Origin of the sequence: Microbacterium sp. ACRRU, assembly GCF_022346945.1 — a bacterium.
Taxonomy (GTDB): Bacteria; Actinomycetota; Actinomycetes; order Actinomycetales; family Microbacteriaceae; genus Microbacterium; species Microbacterium mcarthurae.
Genome location: NZ_JAKRNI010000001.1, coordinates 1 through 22,199, shown reverse-complemented (window position 1 = coordinate 22,199; position 22,199 = coordinate 1). Strand labels below are relative to the sequence as shown.

General features: G+C 70.5%; 15 protein-coding genes. 7 read left to right on the top strand and 8 right to left on the bottom strand.

Annotation, left to right across the window (positions count from 1 at the left end; all coding sequences use genetic code 11):
* Positions 1 to 108 precede the first annotated feature (108 nt).
* Entirely contained in the window at positions 109 to 1,689 is a 1,581-nt protein-coding gene (locus tag MHY30_RS00075; RefSeq protein WP_239272798.1) for a stealth family protein, read from the top strand.
* On the opposite strand, the gene MHY30_RS00070 is transcribed toward MHY30_RS00075, so the two are convergent.
* Positions 1,640 to 2,575, bottom strand: coding sequence for a phosphodiesterase (locus tag MHY30_RS00070; RefSeq protein ID WP_239272797.1), 936 nt, complete (start codon positions 2,573 to 2,575; stop codon positions 1,640 to 1,642). The two genes, MHY30_RS00075 and MHY30_RS00070, sit on opposite strands and share 50 nt — an antisense overlap.
* Positions 2,576 to 2,778: 203 nt before the next feature.
* Positions 2,779 to 3,618 (bottom strand): 16S rRNA (adenine(1518)-N(6)/adenine(1519)-N(6))-dimethyltransferase RsmA, encoded by an 840-nt coding sequence (rsmA, locus tag MHY30_RS00065; RefSeq protein WP_239272796.1) that lies wholly within the window; start codon positions 3,616 to 3,618, stop codon positions 2,779 to 2,781.
* A 58-nt stretch (positions 3,619 to 3,676) separates the two neighbouring features.
* Between rsmA and MHY30_RS00060 the strand changes: the two genes are divergently transcribed.
* Positions 3,677 to 5,134 carry a sugar porter family MFS transporter gene (locus MHY30_RS00060; protein WP_239272795.1) on the top strand — a complete coding sequence of 486 codons (1,458 nt, stop codon included), beginning with the start codon at positions 3,677 to 3,679 and terminating at the stop codon, positions 5,132 to 5,134.
* 57 nt (positions 5,135 to 5,191) lie between these two features.
* Here the strand turns inward: MHY30_RS00060 and MHY30_RS00055 are convergent, their stop codons facing one another.
* The 3 genes from MHY30_RS00055 to rsmI are packed head-to-tail and all read right to left on the bottom strand — an operon-like array spanning position 5,192 to position 8,547.
* On the bottom strand, positions 5,192 to 6,109 hold the full coding sequence (locus MHY30_RS00055) for a TatD family hydrolase (RefSeq protein WP_239272794.1): 918 nt from the start codon (positions 6,107 to 6,109) through the stop codon (positions 5,192 to 5,194).
* On the bottom strand, positions 6,106 to 7,680 hold the full coding sequence (metG, locus tag MHY30_RS00050) for a methionine--tRNA ligase (protein WP_239272793.1): 1,575 nt from the start codon (positions 7,678 to 7,680) through the stop codon (positions 6,106 to 6,108). The genes MHY30_RS00055 and metG overlap by 4 nt, the downstream gene beginning before the upstream one ends.
* Before the next feature lie 48 nt (positions 7,681 to 7,728).
* On the bottom strand, positions 7,729 to 8,547 hold the full coding sequence (gene rsmI, locus MHY30_RS00045) for a 16S rRNA (cytidine(1402)-2'-O)-methyltransferase (protein WP_239272792.1): 819 nt from the start codon (positions 8,545 to 8,547) through the stop codon (positions 7,729 to 7,731).
* A gap of 22 nt (positions 8,548 to 8,569) precedes the next feature.
* On the opposite strand from rsmI, the gene MHY30_RS00040 reads away from it, so the two are divergent.
* A complete protein-coding gene (locus MHY30_RS00040) occupies positions 8,570 to 10,135 on the top strand; it encodes a dolichyl-phosphate-mannose--protein mannosyltransferase (RefSeq protein WP_239272791.1) in 1,566 nt (521 codons plus the stop codon).
* 9 nt (positions 10,136 to 10,144) lie between these two features.
* Here MHY30_RS00040 and MHY30_RS00035 read toward each other — a convergent pair whose 3' ends face one another.
* Positions 10,145 to 11,236, bottom strand: a complete 1,092-nt coding sequence (locus tag MHY30_RS00035; protein ID WP_239272790.1) for a hypothetical protein — start codon at positions 11,234 to 11,236, stop codon at positions 10,145 to 10,147.
* Between the two features lie 170 nt (positions 11,237 to 11,406).
* On the opposite strand from MHY30_RS00035, the gene MHY30_RS00030 reads away from it, so the two are divergent.
* Positions 11,407 to 12,669 carry a glycosyltransferase gene (locus MHY30_RS00030; RefSeq protein ID WP_239272789.1) on the top strand — a complete coding sequence of 421 codons (1,263 nt, stop codon included), beginning with the start codon at positions 11,407 to 11,409 and terminating at the stop codon, positions 12,667 to 12,669.
* Here MHY30_RS00030 and MHY30_RS00025 read toward each other — a convergent pair.
* Both MHY30_RS00025 and MHY30_RS00020 read right to left on the bottom strand, forming a co-directional pair.
* Positions 12,588 to 14,426: a thioredoxin domain-containing protein gene (locus MHY30_RS00025; protein WP_239274748.1), complete on the bottom strand. Its 1,839-nt coding sequence runs from the start codon at positions 14,424 to 14,426 to the stop codon at positions 12,588 to 12,590. The two genes, MHY30_RS00030 and MHY30_RS00025, sit on opposite strands and share 82 nt — an antisense overlap.
* Before the next feature lie 14 nt (positions 14,427 to 14,440).
* Positions 14,441 to 15,277 carry an aldo/keto reductase gene (locus MHY30_RS00020; RefSeq protein WP_239272788.1) on the bottom strand — a complete coding sequence of 279 codons (837 nt, stop codon included), beginning with the start codon at positions 15,275 to 15,277 and terminating at the stop codon, positions 14,441 to 14,443.
* 87 nt (positions 15,278 to 15,364) lie between these two features.
* Between MHY30_RS00020 and MHY30_RS00015 the strand changes: the two genes are divergently transcribed.
* The 3 genes from MHY30_RS00015 (at position 15,365) to hrpA (ending at position 22,057) form a co-directional block, all read left to right on the top strand.
* On the top strand, positions 15,365 to 16,609 hold the full coding sequence (locus MHY30_RS00015; RefSeq protein ID WP_239272787.1) for an LCP family protein: 1,245 nt from the start codon (positions 15,365 to 15,367) through the stop codon (positions 16,607 to 16,609).
* Positions 16,610 to 16,660: 51 nt separating this feature from the next.
* Positions 16,661 to 17,818 (top strand): glycoside hydrolase family 3 N-terminal domain-containing protein, encoded by a 1,158-nt coding sequence (locus MHY30_RS00010; protein ID WP_239272786.1) that lies wholly within the window; start codon positions 16,661 to 16,663, stop codon positions 17,816 to 17,818.
* A gap of 93 nt (positions 17,819 to 17,911) precedes the next feature.
* Positions 17,912 to 22,057, top strand: coding sequence for an ATP-dependent RNA helicase HrpA (gene hrpA, locus MHY30_RS00005; RefSeq protein ID WP_239272785.1), 4,146 nt, complete (start codon positions 17,912 to 17,914; stop codon positions 22,055 to 22,057).
* Positions 22,058 to 22,199 lie beyond the last annotated feature (142 nt).

Below are 22,199 nucleotides of genomic sequence, written 5' to 3'. Positions count from 1 at the left end.
CAGTAGCGCCCCACCCTCCGCCGTTCGGCGCCGTCGCCGAAACGCGGACGTAACGCCGGCTACCTACGGTGTACGAATCGTCCCCCATCACCCCCGAGGAGGCACAGTATGCGATCGATGGTCCCCCTTTCTGTCGAGACCGACCCGTGGCGCGCCCTCCTCTCGCGGAACGACATCCGCATGGTCGACGGCATCCTCCACGTCATCGACGACTCCTCGACCCCCGCGGACGCCGAGCGAGACGACCTCCTCACGGTGGCCGCCGCCATCGAGGCCGCGGGGATCGCCGTGCTGCTGGTGCGGGATGCCAACCGCCGACCGAAACTGGTCGTCGACACCACGCACGCGGATGCCGCGCTCGCGGCGCTGCGCGACCCCGACCTCGGCCCCGTCTACCTGAAGGCGCGCGGCGAAGACCCCGTACCCGCCCACAGCGTGACACCGAGCCGCAACGCGGTCGAAGCGTATGCCGTCTTCCGTCCGCGCACGTCGACGGAGGGGTCGTACCGCTACGGTTCCGCTCTCGCGCCGCGCCTCGAACTGTGGCGCTTCGGCGCGCAGACCGTCGAGGCACCGCGCCCGAGCGCGCTGACCCGCCGCACGTTCGCCGTCGCCGACCTGGACCTCGTCGAGGTCGAGCGCTACGGGCGACGCTGGCGGACGATCGCCGGGATGTTCGACCCGCACCCGAACGAGTTCACCGAAGACGTCGACATGGTCTTCTCATGGGTCGACGGGTCCTCGAGCGAGTTCCAGCGGCAGCGTGCGGCACGAATGAAGGGCTACGTCGTCGGCGACGGCGACGACAACGCCGCCCGCTACCGCCAGGTCGACGAGCTGCGCTACGCGCTGCGCAGCGTGCACATGTACGCACCCTGGGTCCGCCGCATCTTCATCGCGACCGACTCGCCCACCCCCGAGTGGCTGGCCGATCACCCCAAGGTCACGATCGTGCGCAGCGAGGAGTTCTTCGCCGACCCGTCGGTGCTGCCGACCCACAACTCGCACGCGGTGGAAGCCCAGCTGCACCGCATTCCGGGCCTCGCCGAGCACTTCCTCTACAGCAACGACGACATGTTCTTCGGCCGTCCGGTCACCCCCGAACTGTTCTTCAGCGGTTCCGGCATCAGCCGGTTCGTCGAAAGCGGCATCCGCATCGGCAGCGGGCCCACGCACGTCGGAAGGTCCGGGCACGACAACGGTCTGCGGGTCAATCGCGCACTGCTCCAGGAACGGTTCGGACGGGTCATCACCCTCGATCTGGAGCACTGCGCCACGCCGCTGCGGCGTTCGGTCGCGTACGAGCTGGAGCGCGAGTTCGCGGAGGACTACGCGCGCACGGCGGCGAGCAGGTTCCGGTCGGCGACCGATATCTCGGTGACCAACAGCCTCTACCACTACTACGCGCTGGCCACCGGGCGGGCGGTCATCACGACCGAGCCGCGCACGCGGTACGTGCAGACGACGCAGCTCGACTCCCTGCGCCGCATGGAGCGCCTGGTGTCGCGCCGTGACACCGACATGTTCTGCCTCAACGACGGCAGCGTGCCCGAGATCCCCGAAGAGGTGCGCGTGCCGGCGCTTCGCGCTTGTCTCGAGCGCTATTTCCCCGTGGCCGCGCCCTGGGAGAAGACCGCGGTCAGCGCAGGATCGGCAGAGGCGCCGTCGGCGGCGACACCCGTCCGCTGAGCTCGCGTGCGGTCGGCACCGCGATGCCGGCCGCACGAAGCCGTTCCTGCGACTCCGCCGCGTCGACGTACTGCAGCACCTCGGCCGTCCCCACCGGCACGACCGAATGGACGATCATCTCGTCGTACACATGGACGAGGTTGAAGCCCTGAGCCCCGTCCTGGGGACGGGTGCCGCCGACGGGGACCATCAGGTCCTGCGTGTAGCACGTCGCGGACGCCACGGACACCGGGATCCCCGCGAACGTGGCGAAGGTCGAATAGTGCAGGTGCCCCGCCAGGATCGTGCGGACGTCGCTGCCGCGCAGCACGTCGGCCAGGAGGCGCTGATCACGCAGCTCGACGCTGGCGGCGAGGTCGAGCACGCTGGGAACGGGTGGGTGATGCATCGCGAGGACCGTGCCCAGAGGGGCGGGAACGGAAAGGACCTCAGCGAGCCATTCGCGTTGCGCGGCGGTGACCTCGCCGTGGTGGTGACCCGGGACCGAGGTGTCGAGCGTGACGACGCGGAGACCGTTGACCTCGTCGACGCGGTCGACCGGGGCTGTCGGGTCGCTGTCGTCGCCGGGGAGCAGGTGCGCGCGGAACGTCGCACGGTCGTCGTGGTTGCCCATGACCCAGATGACGGGCGCTCCGATGCGCTCGGCCGCCGGTTCGACGATCGCCCGGACGCGCGCGTACGCATCGCCCTCACCCCAGTCGGCTAGGTCACCGGTGAAGATGAGCCCGTCGGGGCGGATACCGGATGCCTCGATCGCCGCGACCGCCTGCGCCAGACGCGCTTCCGAGTCGACGTGGTCGTACAGCGGTGCCCCGCCGGCGCGCAGGTGGGTGTCACTCAGGTGCAGCAGCACGCGTTCGGCGCGCGGGTATTCGGCGTAGCGCATCTCGTTCCCTTCGGGTCGTCGGGTGCGACCTCTGACCGGCGTGATGCTCCCGGTTGGCTCGAAATGTTACAGACATGTTTCGGGAACGCGTGATGAACACGTCGCGAATTCCCCCGTCCCGGACGCGCGAGTCGCCAAGATTTGTCGCCGCCGCTCCGCGGCAGGCGACAAATCTTGGCGACTCGCGCCCCAGGGGCGCCGGGTTACAGGGCGGCGATGCGGACGAAGTCGTCGATCGATAGCTGCTCGCCGCGCGACGTCGGATCCACGCCGGCGCGCTCGAGCGCCTCGGACGCGGCGGCGGCGGAACCGCCCAGCACCGCCGCGAGCGCCTGGCGCAGCATCTTGCGGCGCTGCTGGAAAGCGGCATCCACGATCGCGAAGGTGCGGCGCCGAAGCTCCTCGTCGCCGCGCGGCACGGCATCCCTCTCGAACCCGACGAGGACGCTGTCGACGTTGGGGACCGGCCAGAACACCTGACGCGACACCGTTCCCGCCAGGCGCCACGGTCCGTACCAGGCAGCCTTGACGCTGGGCGCGCCGTACACCTTCGACCCGGGAGGGGCCGCGAGGCGCTCCCCCACCTCCGCCTGCACCATCACCACTCCGCGCCGCAGGAACGGGAACGTCTCCAGGAAGTGCAGGAGGACGGGAACCGAGACGTTGTAGGGCAGGTTCGCGACGAGCACTTCGGGCTCGCCGGGCAGCTCGCGCACCTGGAGAGCGTCGGCGTCAATGACCGTCAGCCGGTCTTCGGCAACGCCGTGCGCGGCCGTGGTCTCGGGCAGGCGCGCGGCCAGGCGGTGATCGATCTCGACGGCGACGACGGAGGCACCGGCCTCGAGGATCGCGAGCGTCAGCGAGCCCAGTCCCGGCCCGATCTCGACCACCCGATCGGATGCCGAGACCCTCGCCGCCTGAACGATCTTGCGCACCGTGTTGGCGTCGACGACGAAGTTCTGCCCCAGCTTCTTCGTCGGTGTGACGTCGAGGTCGGCGGCGAGCCGGCGGATCTCGGCGGCACCGAGGAGGGAAACGGGCATTGTTCCACTGTAGTCAGCCTCCGCCGTTCACCCCTGTGCGAGGAGTACCGTGAAGCGGGTGAGTCAAACGCAGTCGATCCCCGCCAATGCCTTCACCCTTCGCAGTCCCTACGGGCGGCGGGCGATCGTCCTCTCGATCGCAGCGGCCGTCGGCGGGTTCCTCTTCGGCTTCGATTCGTCGGTCATCAACGGCGCGGTCCGCTCGATCGAGGCGGATTACACCAAAGAGCCGATCCTCACCGGCTTCGTCGTCGCGATCGCCCTGATCGGCTGCGCCGTCGGCGCGATCGCGGCGGGTGCGCTCTCCGACCGCTACGGGCGCCTCAAGGTCATGATCGTCGGCAGCGCCCTGTTCCTCATCTCCTCGATCGGGTCGGCGCTCACCTTCAGCGTGCTGGACCTGATCGTCTGGCGCATCCTCGGCGGCCTCGGCATCGGTATCGCGTCGGTGGTGGCACCGGCTTATATCGCCGAGGTCGCGCCCCGCCAGATCCGCGGGAGCCTCGCCTCGCTGCAGCAGCTCGCCATCACCCTGGGCATCTTCGCCGCGCTCTTGAGCAACGCGCTCCTCGTCGCCGTGGCGGGCGGCAGCGCCGACAACATGCTGTGGTGGGGCCTGGATGCCTGGCGGTGGATGTTCCTGATCGGCGTCATCCCGGCCGCCGTCTACGGCTTCCTGGCGTTCACGATGCCCGAGTCGCCGCGCTTCCTGCTTTCGCGTGGTCGCACCGACGAAGCACGCGCGATCTTCGCGCGCCTGGTGCCGCCGGCAGACCTCGACAAGACCGTCAACGATCTCACCACCGCGATCGAGACCGACCGCAAGAACAAGGGGGCGTCGCTCGCCGGCCCCGCACTGGGGCTGCAGCCGATCGTGTGGATCGGCATCATCCTGTCGGTGTTCCAGCAGTTCGTCGGGATCAACGTCATCTTCTACTACTCCACGAGCCTGTGGCGCGCGGTCGGATTCGATGAGAGCAACTCGCTCCTCATCGGGGTCATCACCTCGGTCACCAACGTGCTGGTGACGCTCATCGCCATCTGGCTGGTCGACCGCGTCGGGCGCAAGCCGCTCTTGCTCGTGGGCTCCGCCCTCATGACTCTGTCGCTCGGCACGATGGCGCTCGCGTTCTCGTTCGCGACGGGCTCGGGTCAGGATGTCTCGCTTCCCGGTGCGTGGGGCCCCGTCGCCCTCGTGGCCGCGAACCTCTTCGTCGTCGGGTTCGGCGCCTCGTGGGGCCCGCTGGTATGGGTGCTGCTCGGCGAGATCTTCCCCAGCCGTATCCGCGGCAAGGCGCTCGGCGTCGCCGCGGGCGCTCAGTGGCTCGCGAACTTCCTCGTGTCGTGGACGTTCCCCCAGCTGGCGGACTGGTCGCTGACGATCACCTACGGCGCCTACGCGTTCTTCGCGGCACTGTCCTTCGTCTTCGTCCTGTGGAAGATCCCCGAGACCAAGGGCATGGAGCTCGAGCAGACCGAGACGCTGTTCGTCCGCAAGCAGAAGACGAAGGCCTGACGAACGACGAAGGCCGGCACCCTCGCAGGGTGCCGGCCTTCGTCGTTCCGGGTCGCGTCAGAACTCGCCGTACACCTCGAGGGTGTTGGCCGCGACCTGCGCCCCGAACTCGTCGGCATCCGTGCCGAGTTCGGCGGCCAGGAAGCGCAGCGTGACGGGCACGAGGTACGGCGCGTTGGGACGCCCGCGGTACGGCGTCGGGGTCAGAAAGGGCGCGTCGGTCTCGACGAGGATGCGCTCGCGCGGGGTCACGGCGAGCGCGTCGCGGAGGTTCTGCGCGTTCTTGAACGTGACGTTCCCCGCGAACGAGAGGTAGTACCCGCGCTCGGCCGCGATGCGTGCCATGTCGGCGTCGCCCGAGAAGCAGTGGAACACCGTCTTGTCGGGGGCGCCGACCCGTTCGAGCGTCTCGAGGACCGCGTCGTGGGCGTCGCGGTCGTGGATCTGCATCGCAATGCGGTGCTTCTTCGCGAGCGCGATGTGCGCTTCGAACGAATGCATCTGGGCCGGGATGCCATCGGCCTCGGTCCGGAAGAAGTCCAGGCCGGTCTCGCCGATGGCCCGCACCCGCGGCTCGGCCGCGAGCTCGTCGATGACCGCGATCGCGGCATCCAGTTCGCCGGCGGCGGCGTAGGCGGGCGCCTCGTTGGGGTGGATCGCGACCGCGGCGAGGACGCGCGGGTGGTTCGCCGCCGCCCACGCCGACCACCGGGAGGAATCGACGTCTCCCCCGGCCTGGACGACGCCGTGCACGCCGACGGAGACCGCGCGCTCGAGCTGCTCGTCGAGCGACAGCCCGGTCTCGCCGTCCTCGATCTCGAGGTGGCAGTGGTTGTCGTAGACCGGCACCCGCAGGGGCTCCGGGGCCGGCGGGTAGCTGACGTCGCGGCGGCCGTCCGCCGACCGCTCGCGCACGTACTGGCTGGGGTCACCGCCCTCGATCGTGCCGCGGGGACGCTCGACGGGAGTGCTCACGCCTGCTCGACCCGGGGGAAGAGCGGAGCGAGGCCGTTGACCGACGAGCCCGGTCGCAGCGCACCCCACTCCCCGGCTTCGCGGAGCGGCTGATCGTGCAGGCGCCCGAGGCTTTCGGCCGCGCCGAGCGCGATCCACAGCTTCTCGGTCGAGGCGGGCATGACCGGCGAGAGCAGCACCGCGAGCGCGCGCAGGCCCTCGGCCGCGGTGTAGAGCACCGTGCCCAGTCGCTCGCGCTGCGTCTCGTCTTTGGCGAGGGCCCACGGCTCGTTCTCGGTGATGTAGCCGTTGAGCGCGTCCACGATGGTCCAGATGGCCTGGATCGCCTCGTCGAGGCGGAAGCGTTCGACCGCCGCGTCGGCCCGCGTCGCGGCATCCGCCACCGTCGCCTGGATCGCGCGGTCGCCCTCGGTGTAGGCGGACGCCGGGGGCACGATGCCCTCGAAGTAGCGCTCGATCATGGCGATGGTGCGGGATGCCAGGTTGCCGAAGCCGTTGGCGAGCTCGGCCTGGTACCGGGCCGACAGGTCTTCCCACGAGAACGAACCGTCCTGGCCGAAGGCGATGGCCGAAAGGAAGTAGAAGCGGTAGGCGTCGGACCCGAAGACGTCGGTGATCTCGGTCGGGGCGATGCCGGTGAGCTTCGACTTCGACATCTTCTCGCCGCCGACGAGGAGCCAACCGTGCGCGAAGACCCCGCGGGGGACGTCCAGCCCCGCGGCCATGAGCATCGCGGGCCAGATGACGGCGTGGAACCGCAGGATGTCCTTGCCGACGACGTGGTACGCGGGCCACCGTCGAGCGAACTCCTCCGGGTCGGTGCCGTACCCGACGGCCGTGGCGTAGTTCAGCAGCGCGTCGACCCACACGTAGATGACGTGCGACGGGTCCCACGGCACCGTGATGCCCCAGTCGAACGCCGAGCGCGAGATCGACAGGTCTTTCAGGCCGCTGCGCACGAACGACACGACCTCGTTCTTCGCCGACTCGGGACGCACGAAGTCGGGCTCGGTCTTGTACAGCTCGAGCAGGCGATCCTGGAACTCGCTGAGCTTGAAGAAGTAGTTCTTCTCCTGGAGGAGCTCCAGCGGCTTGGAGTGGATCGCGCACACCTTGAGACCCTCGAAGGGGCCCGTGCCGTCGACGATCTCGGCTTCGGGCTTGAACTCCTCGCAGCCGACGCAGTAGAGCGCCTCATACTCGCCCGCGTAGATGTACCCGCGGTCGAAGAGAGCCTGCACGAACTGCTGCACCCGCTCCTCGTGGCGGGGCTGCGTCGTGCGGATGAAGTCGTCGTTGGCGACGTCGAGAGTGCGCAGGAGCGGGAACCACGATTCGTTCACGAGCTTGTCGACCCACTCCTGCGGAGTGACCCCGTTCGCGGCGGCGGCGCGCAGCATCTTCTGCCCGTGCTCGTCGGTGCCGGTCAGCATCCAGGTGTCGTCCCCGGCCTGGCGGTGCCAGCGGGCAAGCGTGTCGACGGCGACGGTCGTGTACCCGTGCCCGATGTGGGGCAGGTCGCTGGGGTAGTAGATCGGCGTCGTGATGTAGAAGGATCGGCCGGAAGTCACCTCAGGATTCTACGGGGGCGCGCCGCCCGGCCCGGCCGGTGTGACGCGTCAGCCCCGCACCGCGAGCGCCGCCTGGTACAGCTCGCGGGACGAGTGTCCGGTCAGCGCCGCCACCTCGGCCGCCGCGGCCTTCAGGCGCGCGCCGTCGCGAACGAGCTCCAAGACCTGGGTCACGGCATCCGGGAACGCCACTTCGCGCGCGGACGCGCCGCCGACGACGATCGCGATCTCGCCGCGCACGCCCTCGGCCGCCCACGCGGCCAGCTCGGCGAGGGTGCCGCGCCGCACCTCCTCGTGGAGTTTCGTCAGCTCGCGGCACACCGCCGCCGGACGGTCGGCGCCGAATGCGGCGGCGAGGTCGTCGAGGGTGGATGCCAGCCGCGACGGCGACTCGAAGAACACCAGGGTGCGCTGCTCGGCGGCGAGCTCGGCGAACATGCGGCGCCGCTCGCCCGGCTTACGGCGCGGGAAGCCCTCGAACGCGAAGCGGTCGGTCGGCAGTCCGGAGACGGCGAGCGCGGTGACTACCGCGCTGGGTCCGGGGAGAGCGGTGACGGTGACCCCCGCCGCGGCGGCCGCCGCGACGAGTCCATAGCCGGGATCGCTGACGGTGGGCATGCCCGCGTCGCTGAGGACGAGGAGATCGTCCTCACGCGCGAGCTCGACGAGTTCGGCGGCACGGTCCTTCTCGTTGTGATCGTGCAGGGCGATCAGCCGCGGTCGATTCGCGACGCCCAGCCCCGCCATCAGACGCTGCGTGGTCCGGGTGTCCTCGGCGGCGACCACGGCGGCGTTCTCGAGGGCCTCCACCAGCCGGCGCGATGCGTCGCCCAGGTTGCCGATGGGGGTCGCCGCGAGGATGATCACCGCCCCACCCTATGCTGGGGGCGTGAGTGCCGTCCTTCCGCCCGCCTCGACCGCGGAGCCGGCGACGCGCCTCGACCGATGGCGCGACGCGCTCCTGGCCACCCCGCGCGGGGAACGCCTGTGGCGGTGGCTCGCACCGACGCTCATCACCGTGATCGCCTTCGTGCTGCGCGTGGTCCACGTCGGCGACCCGCACGAACTGGTGTTCGATGAGACGTACTACGTCAAGGACTCGTGGAGTCAGTGGCTGCTCGGCTTCCCCTCGACGTGGCCCGAGGGCGCCGATGAACGCTTCAACAGCGGCGACACCGACTTCTTCTCCGGCGTTGGCAGCTACGTCGTCCACCCGCCGCTCGGGCGGATCTTCATCGGCGCGGGCATGGCCCTCTTCGGCGCCGACACCGCGACCGGCTGGCGGATCGCCGGGGTCGTGTTCGGTACCGCCACCGTCCTGCTGGTGTACGTGCTCGCGCGCACCCTGACGGGATCGATCGTCTTCGCCTCGGTGGCATCCGGTCTCCTGGCCATCGACGGCCTCAGCATCGTTCTCAGCCGGGTGGCGCTGCTCGACATCTTCTTGACGTTCTTCGTCGTGCTGACGCTGTTCTTCGTCGCGCGGGACCGGCGCGCATCGCTGGAGCGGTGGGCCGCACGCGGCCAGACGCGGTCGGCGTGGGGACCCGTGTTCTGGAATCGCCCCTGGCTGCTCGCCGCGGGGGCGGCGGCGGGCGCGGCCACGGCGGTGAAGTGGTCGGGGCTGTACGTCCTCGCCGCGGTGGGTGTGTACGTCGTCGTGTCCGACGCGCTCGCTCGCCGGCGGGCGGGCGTGGCGCAGTGGCCCGCGGATGCCGTACGCCAGGGTGCCGTCTCGTTCGTGCTGCTCGTCCCGGTTGCCGCCGTGGTGTACCTCGCCAGTTGGTCCGGGTGGCTGTTCACCGACGGCGGGTACGGACGCCACGCGGTCGACGCCTCCCCCGGCACCGGGTTCTGGGCGTGGGTGCCGCTGCCGCTGCAGAATCTGTGGGCCTACCACCAGGCGATGTACGGGTTCCATGTCGGGCTCGCCACCCCGCACTCGTACGCGAGCCCCGCGTGGCAGTGGCCGCTGCTCGTACGCCCCACGTCGATGTACTGGCATCAGGACGATTTCGGTGTGAACGGATGCCAGCTCCCCGATGGTTGCACCGAGGCCATCTCCAGCATCGGCAACCCGCTGCTGTGGTGGGCGGGCATCGCGGCATCGGTGTACCTGCTGGTGCGGTTCGTGATCGTGCGCGACGGGCGCTACGCCCTCGTTCTCACCGGCCTCGCCGCAACGTACGTTCCGTGGCTTCTCTACCCCGAGCGCACGATCTTCCAGTTCTACACGGTCGCCATGGCGCCCTTCCTCGTGCTCGCGCTGACGTTCGCGCTCCGCGACGTCGCGCGGGGTCCCGCATCGATGTCACGGGCGAGCGGGCAGGCCTGGGTGACGGTGTTCCTCGCCGCGTGCCTGCTGCTCTCGGCGTTCTGGTACCCGGTGTGGACGGGACTGCCGGTGCCCTACGAGTTCTGGCGCCTGCACAACTGGCTGCCGACCTGGATCTGACCGCCCGCGTCAGCGGAACATCATCTTCTCGTAGAGCGTCCGGCCCGTGACGCGGTCGACGAGGTTACCGAGCCGGATGTCGAGCTCGGCGTCGGCGGTGAAGTCGTAGTACTCCGGGTGCTCCCCCGCGTGCAGCACGGCCGACAGGGGCGATCGTCGCGGGCGCATGTCGAGTGCCTCGATCAGTCGCGGCTGCGTGACGGTGAAGGCGATGCGGTCGCCTTCGCGTTCCCACGTCCACTCGAGCCGCGTGGGATACGTCTGGTGTCCGGGACCCGGGACCTCGCCGCTTGTGATGAGCCGAAGCGGCAAGAGGTCATCGGTCAGTACCTCGTTGCCGCGCGCGAGGTAGAAGGTCGGGATCTGAATCTGTCCCAGACCGAACAGTCCCTTCGTGGTCATCTGCACGTACACGAGTGTGTACTCCCCGAGGTGGGCGCGCCCCCAGAACCAGTGGTCGAGGAACGACCCCATGAGGTGGTTGCCCCAGTTGTGGTCGTGATACGCGGTGCCCGTCAGAGTGACGGTCTTTCCGCTCTGGGTGATCGTCGCCTCCACGGTGCCGTACGGGACCGGAACGACCCAGGCGAGATAGTGCGTCTTGGCCGCGTCGAAGAAAGTGATCCCGGCGCCCGGCCGCCACGACGGCGCGGCGCGATGGATTGTGACGTCGGCGGTCAGGCCCTCGACATCCACGTGCAACCGGTAGGTGTCGAGGTCTCCGGTCACCGTGTTGGCGCCGATGCGCACATCGCACCGGGTGGTCTCGGCCGCAAACGATTCCGCGGGGAAAGAGGGCTCGACGTGGGTCCGTGTTCCGTCGGCGAGCTGGCGGATGACCAGCACGGTCGGTGTGATTGGCCCACCCGGGTCGGTGTGCGGCTTGTTCGAGAAGGTGACCACGAGGGTCGAGCCGTCGTCGAACTGGCAGTCGAAGTACCACCACTCGAAGGTCGAGTCGGCGGCCTCGGCGGCGCGATAGCCGTCCTCCCAGGCCTGCACCTCGCTCCCGTGCAGACCGAGCGCGGCCATCCCCTCAGCCTGAGCGGCATCCATCCGGGCGCGGATCTCGGGGGTGTCGGGAATGGCGTGCGCGGACATGGTGCTCCTCCTCGAGCGATCGGGTACCCCCACATCCTGACCGACGAGACGGCTCTCGGCCAGCGCCGATCGCGGTCATGGTGAATGAAGGCTCGACCTCTGGTGAGCGCAGAGACGACTCCAGGGACGACCCGAAGAACGGGGCCGGTGACACGGCGATAATCGCACGAGTGAAGGTGCTGCTCGTCAACACGTCGTACCCTCCCTTCGTGATCGGCGGCGCCGAGCTCTCCGTGCAGGAGCTGGCCGAAGACCTCGCGGCCGACGGGCACGTCGTCCGGGTCCTGTGTCTCGCCCCGCGCAGTCGACGCGACGCCCACCGCGACGCCGATGCGTCCCCGGAGCCCGGACGGGTCTCGGTCCGACGCCTGTGGCGACGGCGCCTGCACCCCGAGGGGCGCCATCCGGCCCGGTGGGCTCGGGCCCTGTGGCACGTGGGAGAGCTCCTGCGACTTCGCGAGTACGCGGCCTTGCGTGCGGAGATCCGCCAGGGACGGCCGGACGTCGTCCACCTCAACAACATCGCCGGGTTCGGTTGGCTGGCATGGCTCGCCGTCCGACGCGTCCCGACGGTCCAGACGGTGCGGGACTACTCCCTCGTCTGCACGTCGTCGTTCGGCGAGCACAACCACTCCGTGTGCTCCCGCCGGAGCCTGCGCTGCCGCATCCTCAAGGCACCCTTCACCCTGTCGTGGCTGCGCCCCCGCCGCGTGGTCGGGGTGAGCGACTACGTGTGGCGCCGGATGAGGGCGGCCGGGGTGCGCGGCCGCGACGACACCCCGACGATCGTCCGCAACCGCCCCCGCCCCTCCGGCGATACCGCCGAGAGCGCGACGCCGTCCCACCGGGCCGACGGGCTCCCGGTCGTGGGGTACCTCGGCCGTCTGGACGCCGACAAGGGGGTCGGCATCCTGCACGAGGCGGTCCGTCTCTTGAGGGCGGGCGGCATCGAAGTCCGTCTGCTGGTCGCCGGCGGACCCACGTCCTACGGACGCGCCCTCACGGACCGCTATGCCCTCGAGTACGCCGCCGGCGCGTGCGTCCAACTCGGCTACGTCGACCCCGGCGACCTCCTCGCCCGCTGCGACGTGCTGGCCGTCCCCACCCAATGGCACGAGCCGTTCGGCCGCGTCGCGGCCGAGGCGCTCCAAGCGGGAACGCCGGTCGTGGCCTCCCACGTCGGCGGACTGCCCGAGCTCGCTGATCTCTACGGCGAGGGGATCCGCACCGTGACCGGTTTCTCCGACCCGGGCGCCTGGGCAACGGCTCTCGCGTCGGCATTGGCGGACGGTCCACGACCGACGACCCCGGTTCCGCCCCCGCCCGCCCCCGCTGCGGCGTACCTCGCGATCTACGCGGACGTGCGCCGCGGTGTCTCCAGCGCGGCGGGATCGGAGGTCGGAAGCGCGCAGGTGAACGCCCGGCAGTCGTAGGCGGTTGCCCCGCCGTCGCGGGCGACCTTGCCCTCGAAGAGCGCGAAGCCGGCCTGAGCGAAGGCGGTCGCCTGAGCGGGGGTGACCACCGCGATGACGTCGGCCACGACGCGGCGGGCCACGTCGGCGATCTCGGAGTCCGTCTCCCCGACCACGACGAGCTGACGGGGCGGCGTCGCCAGCCCCAGCGCCACCTCCAGGATCGCCCCGTAGGCGAGCGGTGCCCCCAGCGCCGCGGGCGCAGCCGCCCGGACGAGCATCGCCGCTGCCTCGCGGTAGCGCTCCCCCGCACCCATCCGCCACAGGTCCAGGGCCGCGGCAGCGAACGCCGACGGCCCCGATGGAGCCGCGCCGTCGCTGGGAACACCCTGCGGCTGCATCCCCTGCCGGGCGAGTACGGGATCGCCCCCACCGGGCGGGTGGATGCCATCGGCCCCGACGCACGCGTCGACGAGGGCGCGCGCCCGTTCGGCGTACGCCACTTCCCCGGTGACGCGTGCGAGGACGAGCAGACCGCGCGCCAGCCCGCCGTAGTCCTCGAGCGTCGCGGGAGCGGCGGACCGGATCTCGTCGAGCGACGCGCGCCGCAGAGACCCGTCGTCGGCGACGTTGTTCTCGAGCACGGTGTCGGCGGCCCACCGGGCGGCCTCCACGAATCGCGGATCCGTCCGGGCACCGGCGGCGGCCAGCGCGGCGATCGCGTGCCCGTTCCAGCCCGTGACCACTTTGGCGTCGAGGGCCGGGGGCGCCAGCTGCGAACGATCGGTGGCCCGGTAGTAGCCGCCCTCGGAACGCTGCCCGTCGATGATCGACTCGGAGTCCTGCGCGGCGGCGATCCCCCCGGACGGCAACTGCAAGACGTCGACGAGGAACCGCGCGGTCTCGGCGGCGGTCCCGTCGTCGCCCGCGGCGAGCGCGACCTCGACGAGTCCGGCGTTGTCGGTCAGCATCCGCTCGTAGTGCGGGATGGTCCAGTCGCGGCGCGTGGCGTAGCGGAAGAATCCGCCCTCGACCGGGTCGCGCAGCTCGGACCCCGTCATCGCCGCTAGGGCGCGGGATGCCACGCTCGCGGCCTCGGGGGCGAGGGACGCCAGTGCGGGGTGCTGCAGCAGGCGCAACACCGGGGTGTTCGGGAACTTCGGCGACTCGACGGCGGCGCCCGCCGCGAACCCGCCGAACTCGTGATCCTCGCGGGCAACGACGGCCGCGACGGCATCGGCGAGCGCGTCGGCGGACGGGAGCGCCTCGGCCGCGGCGGGGGCTGCGGCGGCAAGCGCCTCGCGGAGGGCGGTGCCCGTGGCATCCACTTCGGCTCGCCGCTCGGTCCAGGCCTCGCGAACGGCAGCGAGCACCTGGCGGAACGAGGGAAGCTGTCCGCGCGGCTCCGGCGGGAAGTACGTGCCGGCGTAGAAGACGCGGCCGTCCGGCGAGGCGAATGCTGTCAGGGGCCATCCCAGGTGCGGCGTGAACGCGGAGGCGGCGTCGAGGTAGGCCGCGTCGACGTCGGGGTGCTCTTCGCGGTCGACCTTGATCGCCACGAACCCGTCGTTGACGAGCGCGGCGGTCTCGGCATCCTGGAACGACTCCCGCGCCATGACGTGACACCAGTGGCACGTGCTGTAGCCGATGGACACGAGCACGGGAACGTCGCGCTCGGCCGCGACGGCGAACGCCTCGGGCCCCCACGGGAACCACGCGACGGGATTGTCGGCGTGGGCCCGCAGGTAGGGGCTCGAGGCGTTCGCGAGGCGGTTCAGCGTCTCATCCGTCCTCAGTTGAGGTCGTCGGGGTGGGTGCCGACACGGCCCGAGTCGTCGCCGGGGTCGATCGCGTCGATCGCGGCCATCTCGTCGGCACTGAGCTCGAAGTCGAACAGGTCGAAATTCTCCTCGAGGCGCTCGCGGCGCACCGACTTCGGGAAGACGATGAGGCCGTGCTGGATGTGCCACCGCAGCACCGCCTGGGCCGGCGACTTGTCGTGGGCGTCCGCGGCGTCGACGACGGCGGGGATCTCGAACAGGTCGTACTTGCCCTGGCCGAGCGGGCCCCACGACTCGATGTGCATGTCGTGCTCGGCGCCCCACGCCCGGATCTCGCGCTGGCTGAGCGCCGGGTGCAGCTCGATCTGGTTGACCACAGGGGTCACACCCGTCTCGGCGACGATGCGGTCGAGGTGCGGCACGAGGAAGTTCGAGACACCGATCGACCGGGTCTTCCCGGCCTCGCGAATCTCGATCATCTTCTGCCACGCGTGCACATAGTTGTCGTTCTTCGGCGTCGGCCAGTGGATGAGGTACAGGTCGACGGCGTCGAGGCCGAGCTTGCCGAGGCTCTCGTCGATCGCGGCGTGCGGCTCCTCGCCGTCGTGGCGGTCGTTCCAGAGCTTCGTGGTGATGAAGAGCTCGTCGCGCGGGATGCCGCTGGCGGCGATCGCGCGGCCGACGCCCTCTTCGTTCTTGTAGATCGCGGCGGTGTCGATGTGGCGGTAGCCGACCTCGAGCGCCTCGGACACGGCGCGCTCAGCGTCGTCGGCGGGAACGAGGAACACGCCGTAGCCGAGCTGGGGGATGGAGTTTCCGTCATTGAGCTGGACAGAGGGAACAGTCATGAGACCAACCCTAGGAGCGAGAGGCGAACCTCGTTCCGGGGTTGACGCCGCACGGTCGGACACGGACAGCCATGGTTGACTACCCCCATGACGCAGCCCTCCGCGCAGCACGCGCGCCGACGTCCCGCCTCCGGATGGCGCCGCGGGGCCAAGGCCCTCGCGATCGCGCTGACCGTCGCGGTCGTCGCCGCTGTCGCCGTCGGCGGCTTCTACGCCTGGTCTCTGTCGCAGCGATTGCAGGAGGCAGCCGTGCCGCTCCAGGACGCCCCGGAACAGCCCCCGGCGCTGAGCGAGTACGGCGAACCGTTCACGGTGCTGGTCGTCGGCACGGACGAATGCGACGACCAGGTACGGGAGGCGTTCGGTGCCCGCTGCACCGACCCCGAGAACGACGGCACCCGCAATGACGTCAACATGCTCGTGCACGTCTCGGCCGATCCCCGCCGCGTGACCGTGGTGTCCTTCCCCCGCGACCTGGAGCTGCCGATCCCGGAGTGCACCGCCCCGGACGGGACCGTCTTCGAGGGCTCCTTCAAGGCACCCATCAACAGTGCCTACGGCGCGGGCGGGTTGACATGCGTCGCCGAGACGGTGTCTCAGCTGAGCGGTCAGAGCATCCCCTTCGCCGCCAAAGTGAGCTTCGGCAACGTGGTGAACATCACCGACGCGATCGGCGGCGTGGAGGTGTGCATCGGCGGCGACGGCATCGACGACCCCGACGCGGGCATCGACTGGGAGCCCGGCCCCCGCGTGGTCACCGGGTACGACGCGTTGGCCTTCCTGCGCACGCGCAAAGGCATCGGCGACGGCAGCGACCTCGCCCGCATCGGCAACCAGCAGCAGTACCTCTCGCGGCTGGTCAACAAGCTGCGCAGCGACGAGGTGCTGTCCAACCCCGGGACGCTCATCGGTCTCGCCAACACCGCGGTGAACAACATCACGCCGAGCGAGAGCCTGGCCGATCCGATCCGCATCGCGCAGCTCGCCTACACGCTGAAGGACGTCCCCTTCGACGACATCACGTTCGTGCAGTTCCCGGTGGTCGACGATCCCGACGACCCGAACCGCGTGGTGCCCGACGAGGCATCCGCGGCGATCCTGTGGGACGCGCTCGAACGCAACGCTCCCCTGGCGCTCACGGGTGAGGCCGGCGCGAACGGCGGAGTGATCGCCGACCCGTCCGCACCGGCCCCGACCGAACCGGCTCCCGTCGAGACCACCCCGGCGCCGGATGCCACCGACCCCACCGCCGCGCCGGAGGTCGTCGAACTGCCGAGCAACGTCAGCGGGTCGAAGGCCGACCAGGCCACGTGCTCGGCCGGCAACGGCTGAGCACTACTCAGCCCAGGTGCGCGGAGGCGAGTGATGCGCGACGATCGAGGGGTGACGAAGACTGCGCGGTCCATGGTCCTGTTCCTGCTCGCCGCCGTCGCGCTCGCCGGCTGCGTTCCCGAACCGGCGCCAACACCCTCCGCGACGCCGACGCCGTCAGCAACAGCGACCCCCGCTCCCACCCCCACGCCGACACCTGATCCCCTCGCCGGCTGGAGCCTCGAGGACAAAGTCGGGCAGATGTTCATGGTCGGGACGTCTGTGAACGGCACCGACCCGACGACCCTGGCCGCGGTGCGCGACGATCGCATCGGCGGCATCTTCCTCCACGGCCGGTCGGATGCCGGCGCGCAGGCGACCGCCGACCTGGTGAGCGGGTTCACCTCGGTGGTGGCAACGGGCCAGCCGGAGCTGTGGGTCGCGACCGACCAGGAGGGGGGCACCGTTCAGGTGCTGTCCGGGCCGGGATTCGATGACATCCCCTCCGCCGTCGACCAGGGACAGCAGGACGACGCCACGCTCCGCGCCAACGCCGCAACGTGGGGCCGACAGCTGGCGCAGGCGGGCGTGAACATGAACCTCGCTCCCGTCGCGGACGTCGTGACGAGCCCCGAGACCGCGCAGAGCAATCCGCCCATCGGCGAGCTCGCCCGCGAGTACGGCTACGACGGCGCCACCGTTGCCGCCAAGGCCGGGGCGTTCGCGCAGGGGATGCGCGACGGCGGCATCCTTCCCACGTTCAAGCACTTCCCCGGGCTCGGGCACGTGGGCGAGAACACCGACACGAATTCCGGTGTCACCGACGACTTCGTCACCGCCGACGGTCCCGACGTCGGCGTCTATCGCACCGTCCTCCCGCAGGGTCCCGCGGTGGTCATGCTCTCCACCGCGATCTACGCCAAGATCGACGCGAACTCCCCCGCCGCGTTCTCGCCGACGGTCGTGGGCGTGCTGCGCGACACGGTCGGTTTCGACGGCGTCGTCACGACCGACGACCTCTCGGCCGCGCAGCAGGTGCGACCGTGGCCGCCCGCTGACCGAGCGACGCTCGCGGTCGACGCCGGGATCGATCTGCTGCTCGTCTCGGCCGACTCCTCGGTCTACCCCGAGATGCGTCAGGCGGTGATCGCGAAGGCCCAAGCCGACCCGGCGTTCGCCGCGAAGGTGGATGCCGCCGCTCGCCGAGTCCTCGCCGCGAAGGCGCCCTGACCCGCCTGAGTCGCCATGTCTTGTCGCCTGCGCGTCCCGCGCGGCGACAAAACCTGGCGACTCACGCGATGGGGGCCGATAGGCTGGAAGGCTGTGTCTGGTGAACCCGTCATCGTCTACCCGCCCGAGCTGCCCGTCAGCACCGCGCGGGACGAGATCGCGCGCGCCATCCGCGACCACCAGGTCGTGATCGTCGCCGGCGCGACGGGGTCGGGAAAGACGACGCAGCTGCCGAAGATCTGCCTCGAGCTCGGCCGCACCTCGATCGCGCACACGCAGCCGCGCCGCATCGCCGCGCGGACCATCGCGGAGCGCATCGCGGAAGAGATGCAGGTGCCGCTCGGGTCCACGGTCGGCTACAAGGTGCGCTTCACCGACAAGGTGTCAGCCGACACCCGTGTGGCGCTTGTCACCGATGGCATCCTGCTCAACGAGATCCACCGCGACCGTCTGCTGCGCCGCTACGACACGATCATCGTCGATGAGGCGCACGAACGCTCGCTGAACATCGACTTCCTGCTGGGATACCTGCGGCGCATCCTGCCGCAGCGGCCCGACCTCAAGATCATCGTCACGTCGGCGACGATCGATCCCGAGAGCTTCGCGCGACACTTCGCCGCCGCCCCCGCACAGCCCGGCGGCGACCCGATCCCGGCGCCCGTCATCGAGGTGTCCGGCCGAACCTATCCGGTCGAGATCCGCTACCGGCCGCTCGATGGAGCGGAACCGTCTCCGGAGGACGACGGCGATTCCGACCCGGATGCCGGCAGGACCGCGCCGCAACGCAAGAAGCTCCGCAGCCCGGCAGCGGGCAAGCGCGACACCGACGACGTCGACGAGGTCGGTGCCGTCGTCGCGGCGCTGCGCGAGCTCGACCGGGAGCCCGCGGGCGATGTCCTCGTCTTCTTCCCCGGCGAGGCCGAGATCCGGGATGCCGCGGACGCGATCCGCGGGGCGTACCAGAAGGATGCCGCCCCGACCGAGGTCCTCCCCCTTTACGGGCGTCTCTCGGCCGCGGAGCAGCACCGCGTGTTCGAACGCTCCACGGTCGCCGGCGTCCGTCGCCGCGTGATCCTCGCGACCAACGTCGCCGAGACGAGCCTCACCGTTCCCGGCATCCGGTACGTCGTCGACACGGGCACCGCGCGCATTTCGCGGTACAGCAACCGGTCCAAGATCCAACGCCTGCCGATCGAGGCCGTGTCTCAAGCCTCCGCGCAGCAGCGCTCGGGTCGCGCCGGCCGCACGTCGCCGGGTATCGCGATCCGCCTGTACTCCGAGGACGACTTCCTCCGCCGCCCCGAGTACACCGAGCCCGAGATCCTGCGGACCTCCCTGGCATCCGTCATCCTGCAGATGCTCTCGCTCGGATTCGGCGACATCCAGGCCTTCCCGTTCCTCACGCCGCCCGACTCCCGCGGCGTGAAGGCCGCGTTCGACCTGCTCGTCGAGCTCGGTGCCGTGAAGCTGCCGGCACCCGGGTCGCGGGGAGCGGACACCGACCGCGACGTGCGTGAGGACGGCGACCCGTCGCGGCGGCGGAACGAGCACGGTCCCCGGCTCACCGGCATCGGACGCGAGATCGCGCGGCTCCCCATCGACCCGCGCTTCGCCCGCATGCTGCTCGAGGCCCGCGAGACCGACGTGCTGCCCGAGGTCATGGCGATCGTCGCCGGCATGTCGATCCAGGACGTCCGGGAGCGTCCCGAGGAGCGGCGTGAGGAAGCCGACCGCTTCCACTCCCGCTTCACCGATCCGACCAGCGACTTCCTGTCGCTGCTGAACCTGTGGGCGTACCTGCAGGACAAGCAGGCCGAGCTCGGTTCGAGCGCGTTCCGTCGGCTGTGCCGCAGCGAGCACCTCAACTATGTGCGCGTGCGCGAGTGGGTCGACGTACACCGGCAGCTGACGTCGCTGCTTGGCGCCGGCCGCGAGCGGCGTCGCGCCCAGACTGCGGCTTCGGGTCGCTCCCAACCGCACCGTTCGCGACATGCACCGTCCGAAGCGCGGCGAGGGTCGCGCGAAGAAGCACCCGAGGGGCACGCGCAGGGGGATGCCATCCACCGCGCCATCCTGGCGGGGCTCCTGTCGCACATCGGCATCCTGGATCCGCGCACGATCGCGCAGACCAAGGACCGTAAGGCGCCCGGCGACGCCCGCCCCACGAAGGGTGAGTACATCGGCGCGCGCGGCGCGCGGTTCGCGATCTTCCCCGGCTCGGGACTGAAGAAGAAGCGTCCCTCCGCGGTCATGGCCGCCGAGCTCGTCGAGACGTCACGTCTGTTCGCCCGCACGGTTGCGGCGGTCGACCCGGCGTGGGCCGAAGAACTGGCCCCCGATCTCGTGAAACGTTCGCTGAGCGAGCCCCACTGGTCGAAGGATGCCGGCTCCGCCGCCGCCTACGAGAAGGTCACGCTGTTCGGTGTCGAACTCGTCAGTCGCCGGAGGGTGCAGCTCTCCCGCTTCGACCGACCGCTCGCGCGCGAGATGTTCGTGCGGCATGCGCTCGTCGAGGGCGAATGGGATCCGTCGGTGCTCGACAAGCGCCTCACCGCGTTCCTCCGCCGCAACCAGGAGCAGCGCCGCCTCCTCGAGAAGATCGAGGAGCGCGAGCGTCGCCGCGACATCCTCGTCGGCGACGAGGCGGTGTTCGCGTTCTACAACGCACGGATCCCCGCGGACGTCACCGACGTCCGCTCGTTCGAGACCTGGTGGAAGGATGCCTCGAACCGCACGCCGCACCTGCTCGATCTGCGCGAGTCCGATCTCACCGGCGACCGCGCGCAGGGCGATGACCGCGCCTTCCCGGCCCGTTGGCGGCAGGGCGACCAGACGCTGAACCTCGCGTACCGCTTCGAGCCGGGAGCACCGGATGACGGTGTGACGGTGGTCGTCCCGCTGCCGCTGCTCGCCCAGCTGCGCCCCGACGGCTTCGACTGGCAGGTGCCGGGGATGCGCGACGAACTCGTCACCGCGCTGCTGCGGGCCCTGCCCAAGACCATCCGCCGCAACGTCGTCCCGGCCGCCGACTGGGCCGAGAAGTTCAGCGCCGAGCTCGCCGAGAAGGGCCCCGAGCATGCCAACGGCCTTCCGAAGACGACGCTCGTCGACGCGCTCGCGGCGCTGGTGCAGCGCGTGGCGAACCAGCGCGTGAGCGCCGCGGACTTCGAACTCGATCGTGTGCCCGGGCACCTCATGATGTCGTTCCGCGCCGTCGACCCCCGCGGCCGCGCCGTCGGCTCCGACCGCGACCTGGGCGCGCTGCAGCGACGACTCGCCGATCGTGCGCGCTCGAGCGTGGAGTCGACGATCGCGCGTACTCCGGTGCGGACGGCCGCGGCGCGTGTCGTCGAGGCATCCCCCGCCTTCGCCTCTCGCGCGAAGCTCACGACGTGGGATCTCGACGACCTCGCCGAGGTCGTGGACACCCCGGTCGCCGGCGGTGTCGTGCGCGGGTATCCGGCGCTCATCGACGAGGGGGACAGCGTCGCGCTCCGCGTGGAGGCGACGCCGGAGGAGGCCGCGCGGCACACGCGTGCCGGCATCCTCCGCTTGATGCTGCTCGCCGTCCCCTCTCCGGCAACCTACGTGCTCGACCACCTCACCGCGAACGAGAAGCTGGCGCTGGCGGCGTCGCCGTACCAGAACGCCAAAGCACTGATCGAAGACGCGCGGGTCGCCGTCGCCGACGACGTGCTCCGGCGCACGGCATCCGGCGGGATCGTCCGCACCAAAGCCGACTTCGAGCGCGTCCGTGACGCCTTCTCCGCGGCGTCGGTCGACGAGACGTTTAAGGCCGTGTCGCTCGTCGCGAAGATCCTGCTCGCGCAGCGCGAGGTCGAGCGGGCGATGAAGGATGCCTCCTCCATCACGCTGCTCGGGGCCCTGAACGACGTGCGGGGGCAGCTGAAGGGCCTGATCTTCCCCGGCTTCATCTCGCGCACCGGGCTGGCCCGCCTGGCGCATCTGCCCCGGTACCTCGCGGGTGCTCTGGACCGGGTGAAGACCCTGCCCGACAACCCGGGCCGTGACCGTCAGCGCATGACCGAGTACGAGCGCGGCGCCGCCGGCTTCGTCGAGGCGGGGGGCGCGACGCCCCTTCCGGCCGACGCCCCGGCGAACCTCGTGCAGACGCGGTGGCTCCTGGAGGAGTTCCGCGTGAGCCTGTTCGCCCAGCGCCTCGGGACGGTCGAACCGGTCTCTCCGCAGCGCCTGGCAAAGGCCCTCACGTCGGCGTAGGTCGCTCACTCACGGGCGTGAGTCGCCAGGATTTGTCGCCGCCGGCTGCGCCGGGGCGACAAATCCTGGCGACTCGCGCCCTGGAGGGGCTACAGCTCGACGTTCACCAGGACGGGCTCGGGCTGCAGGAGCAGACCGAGCC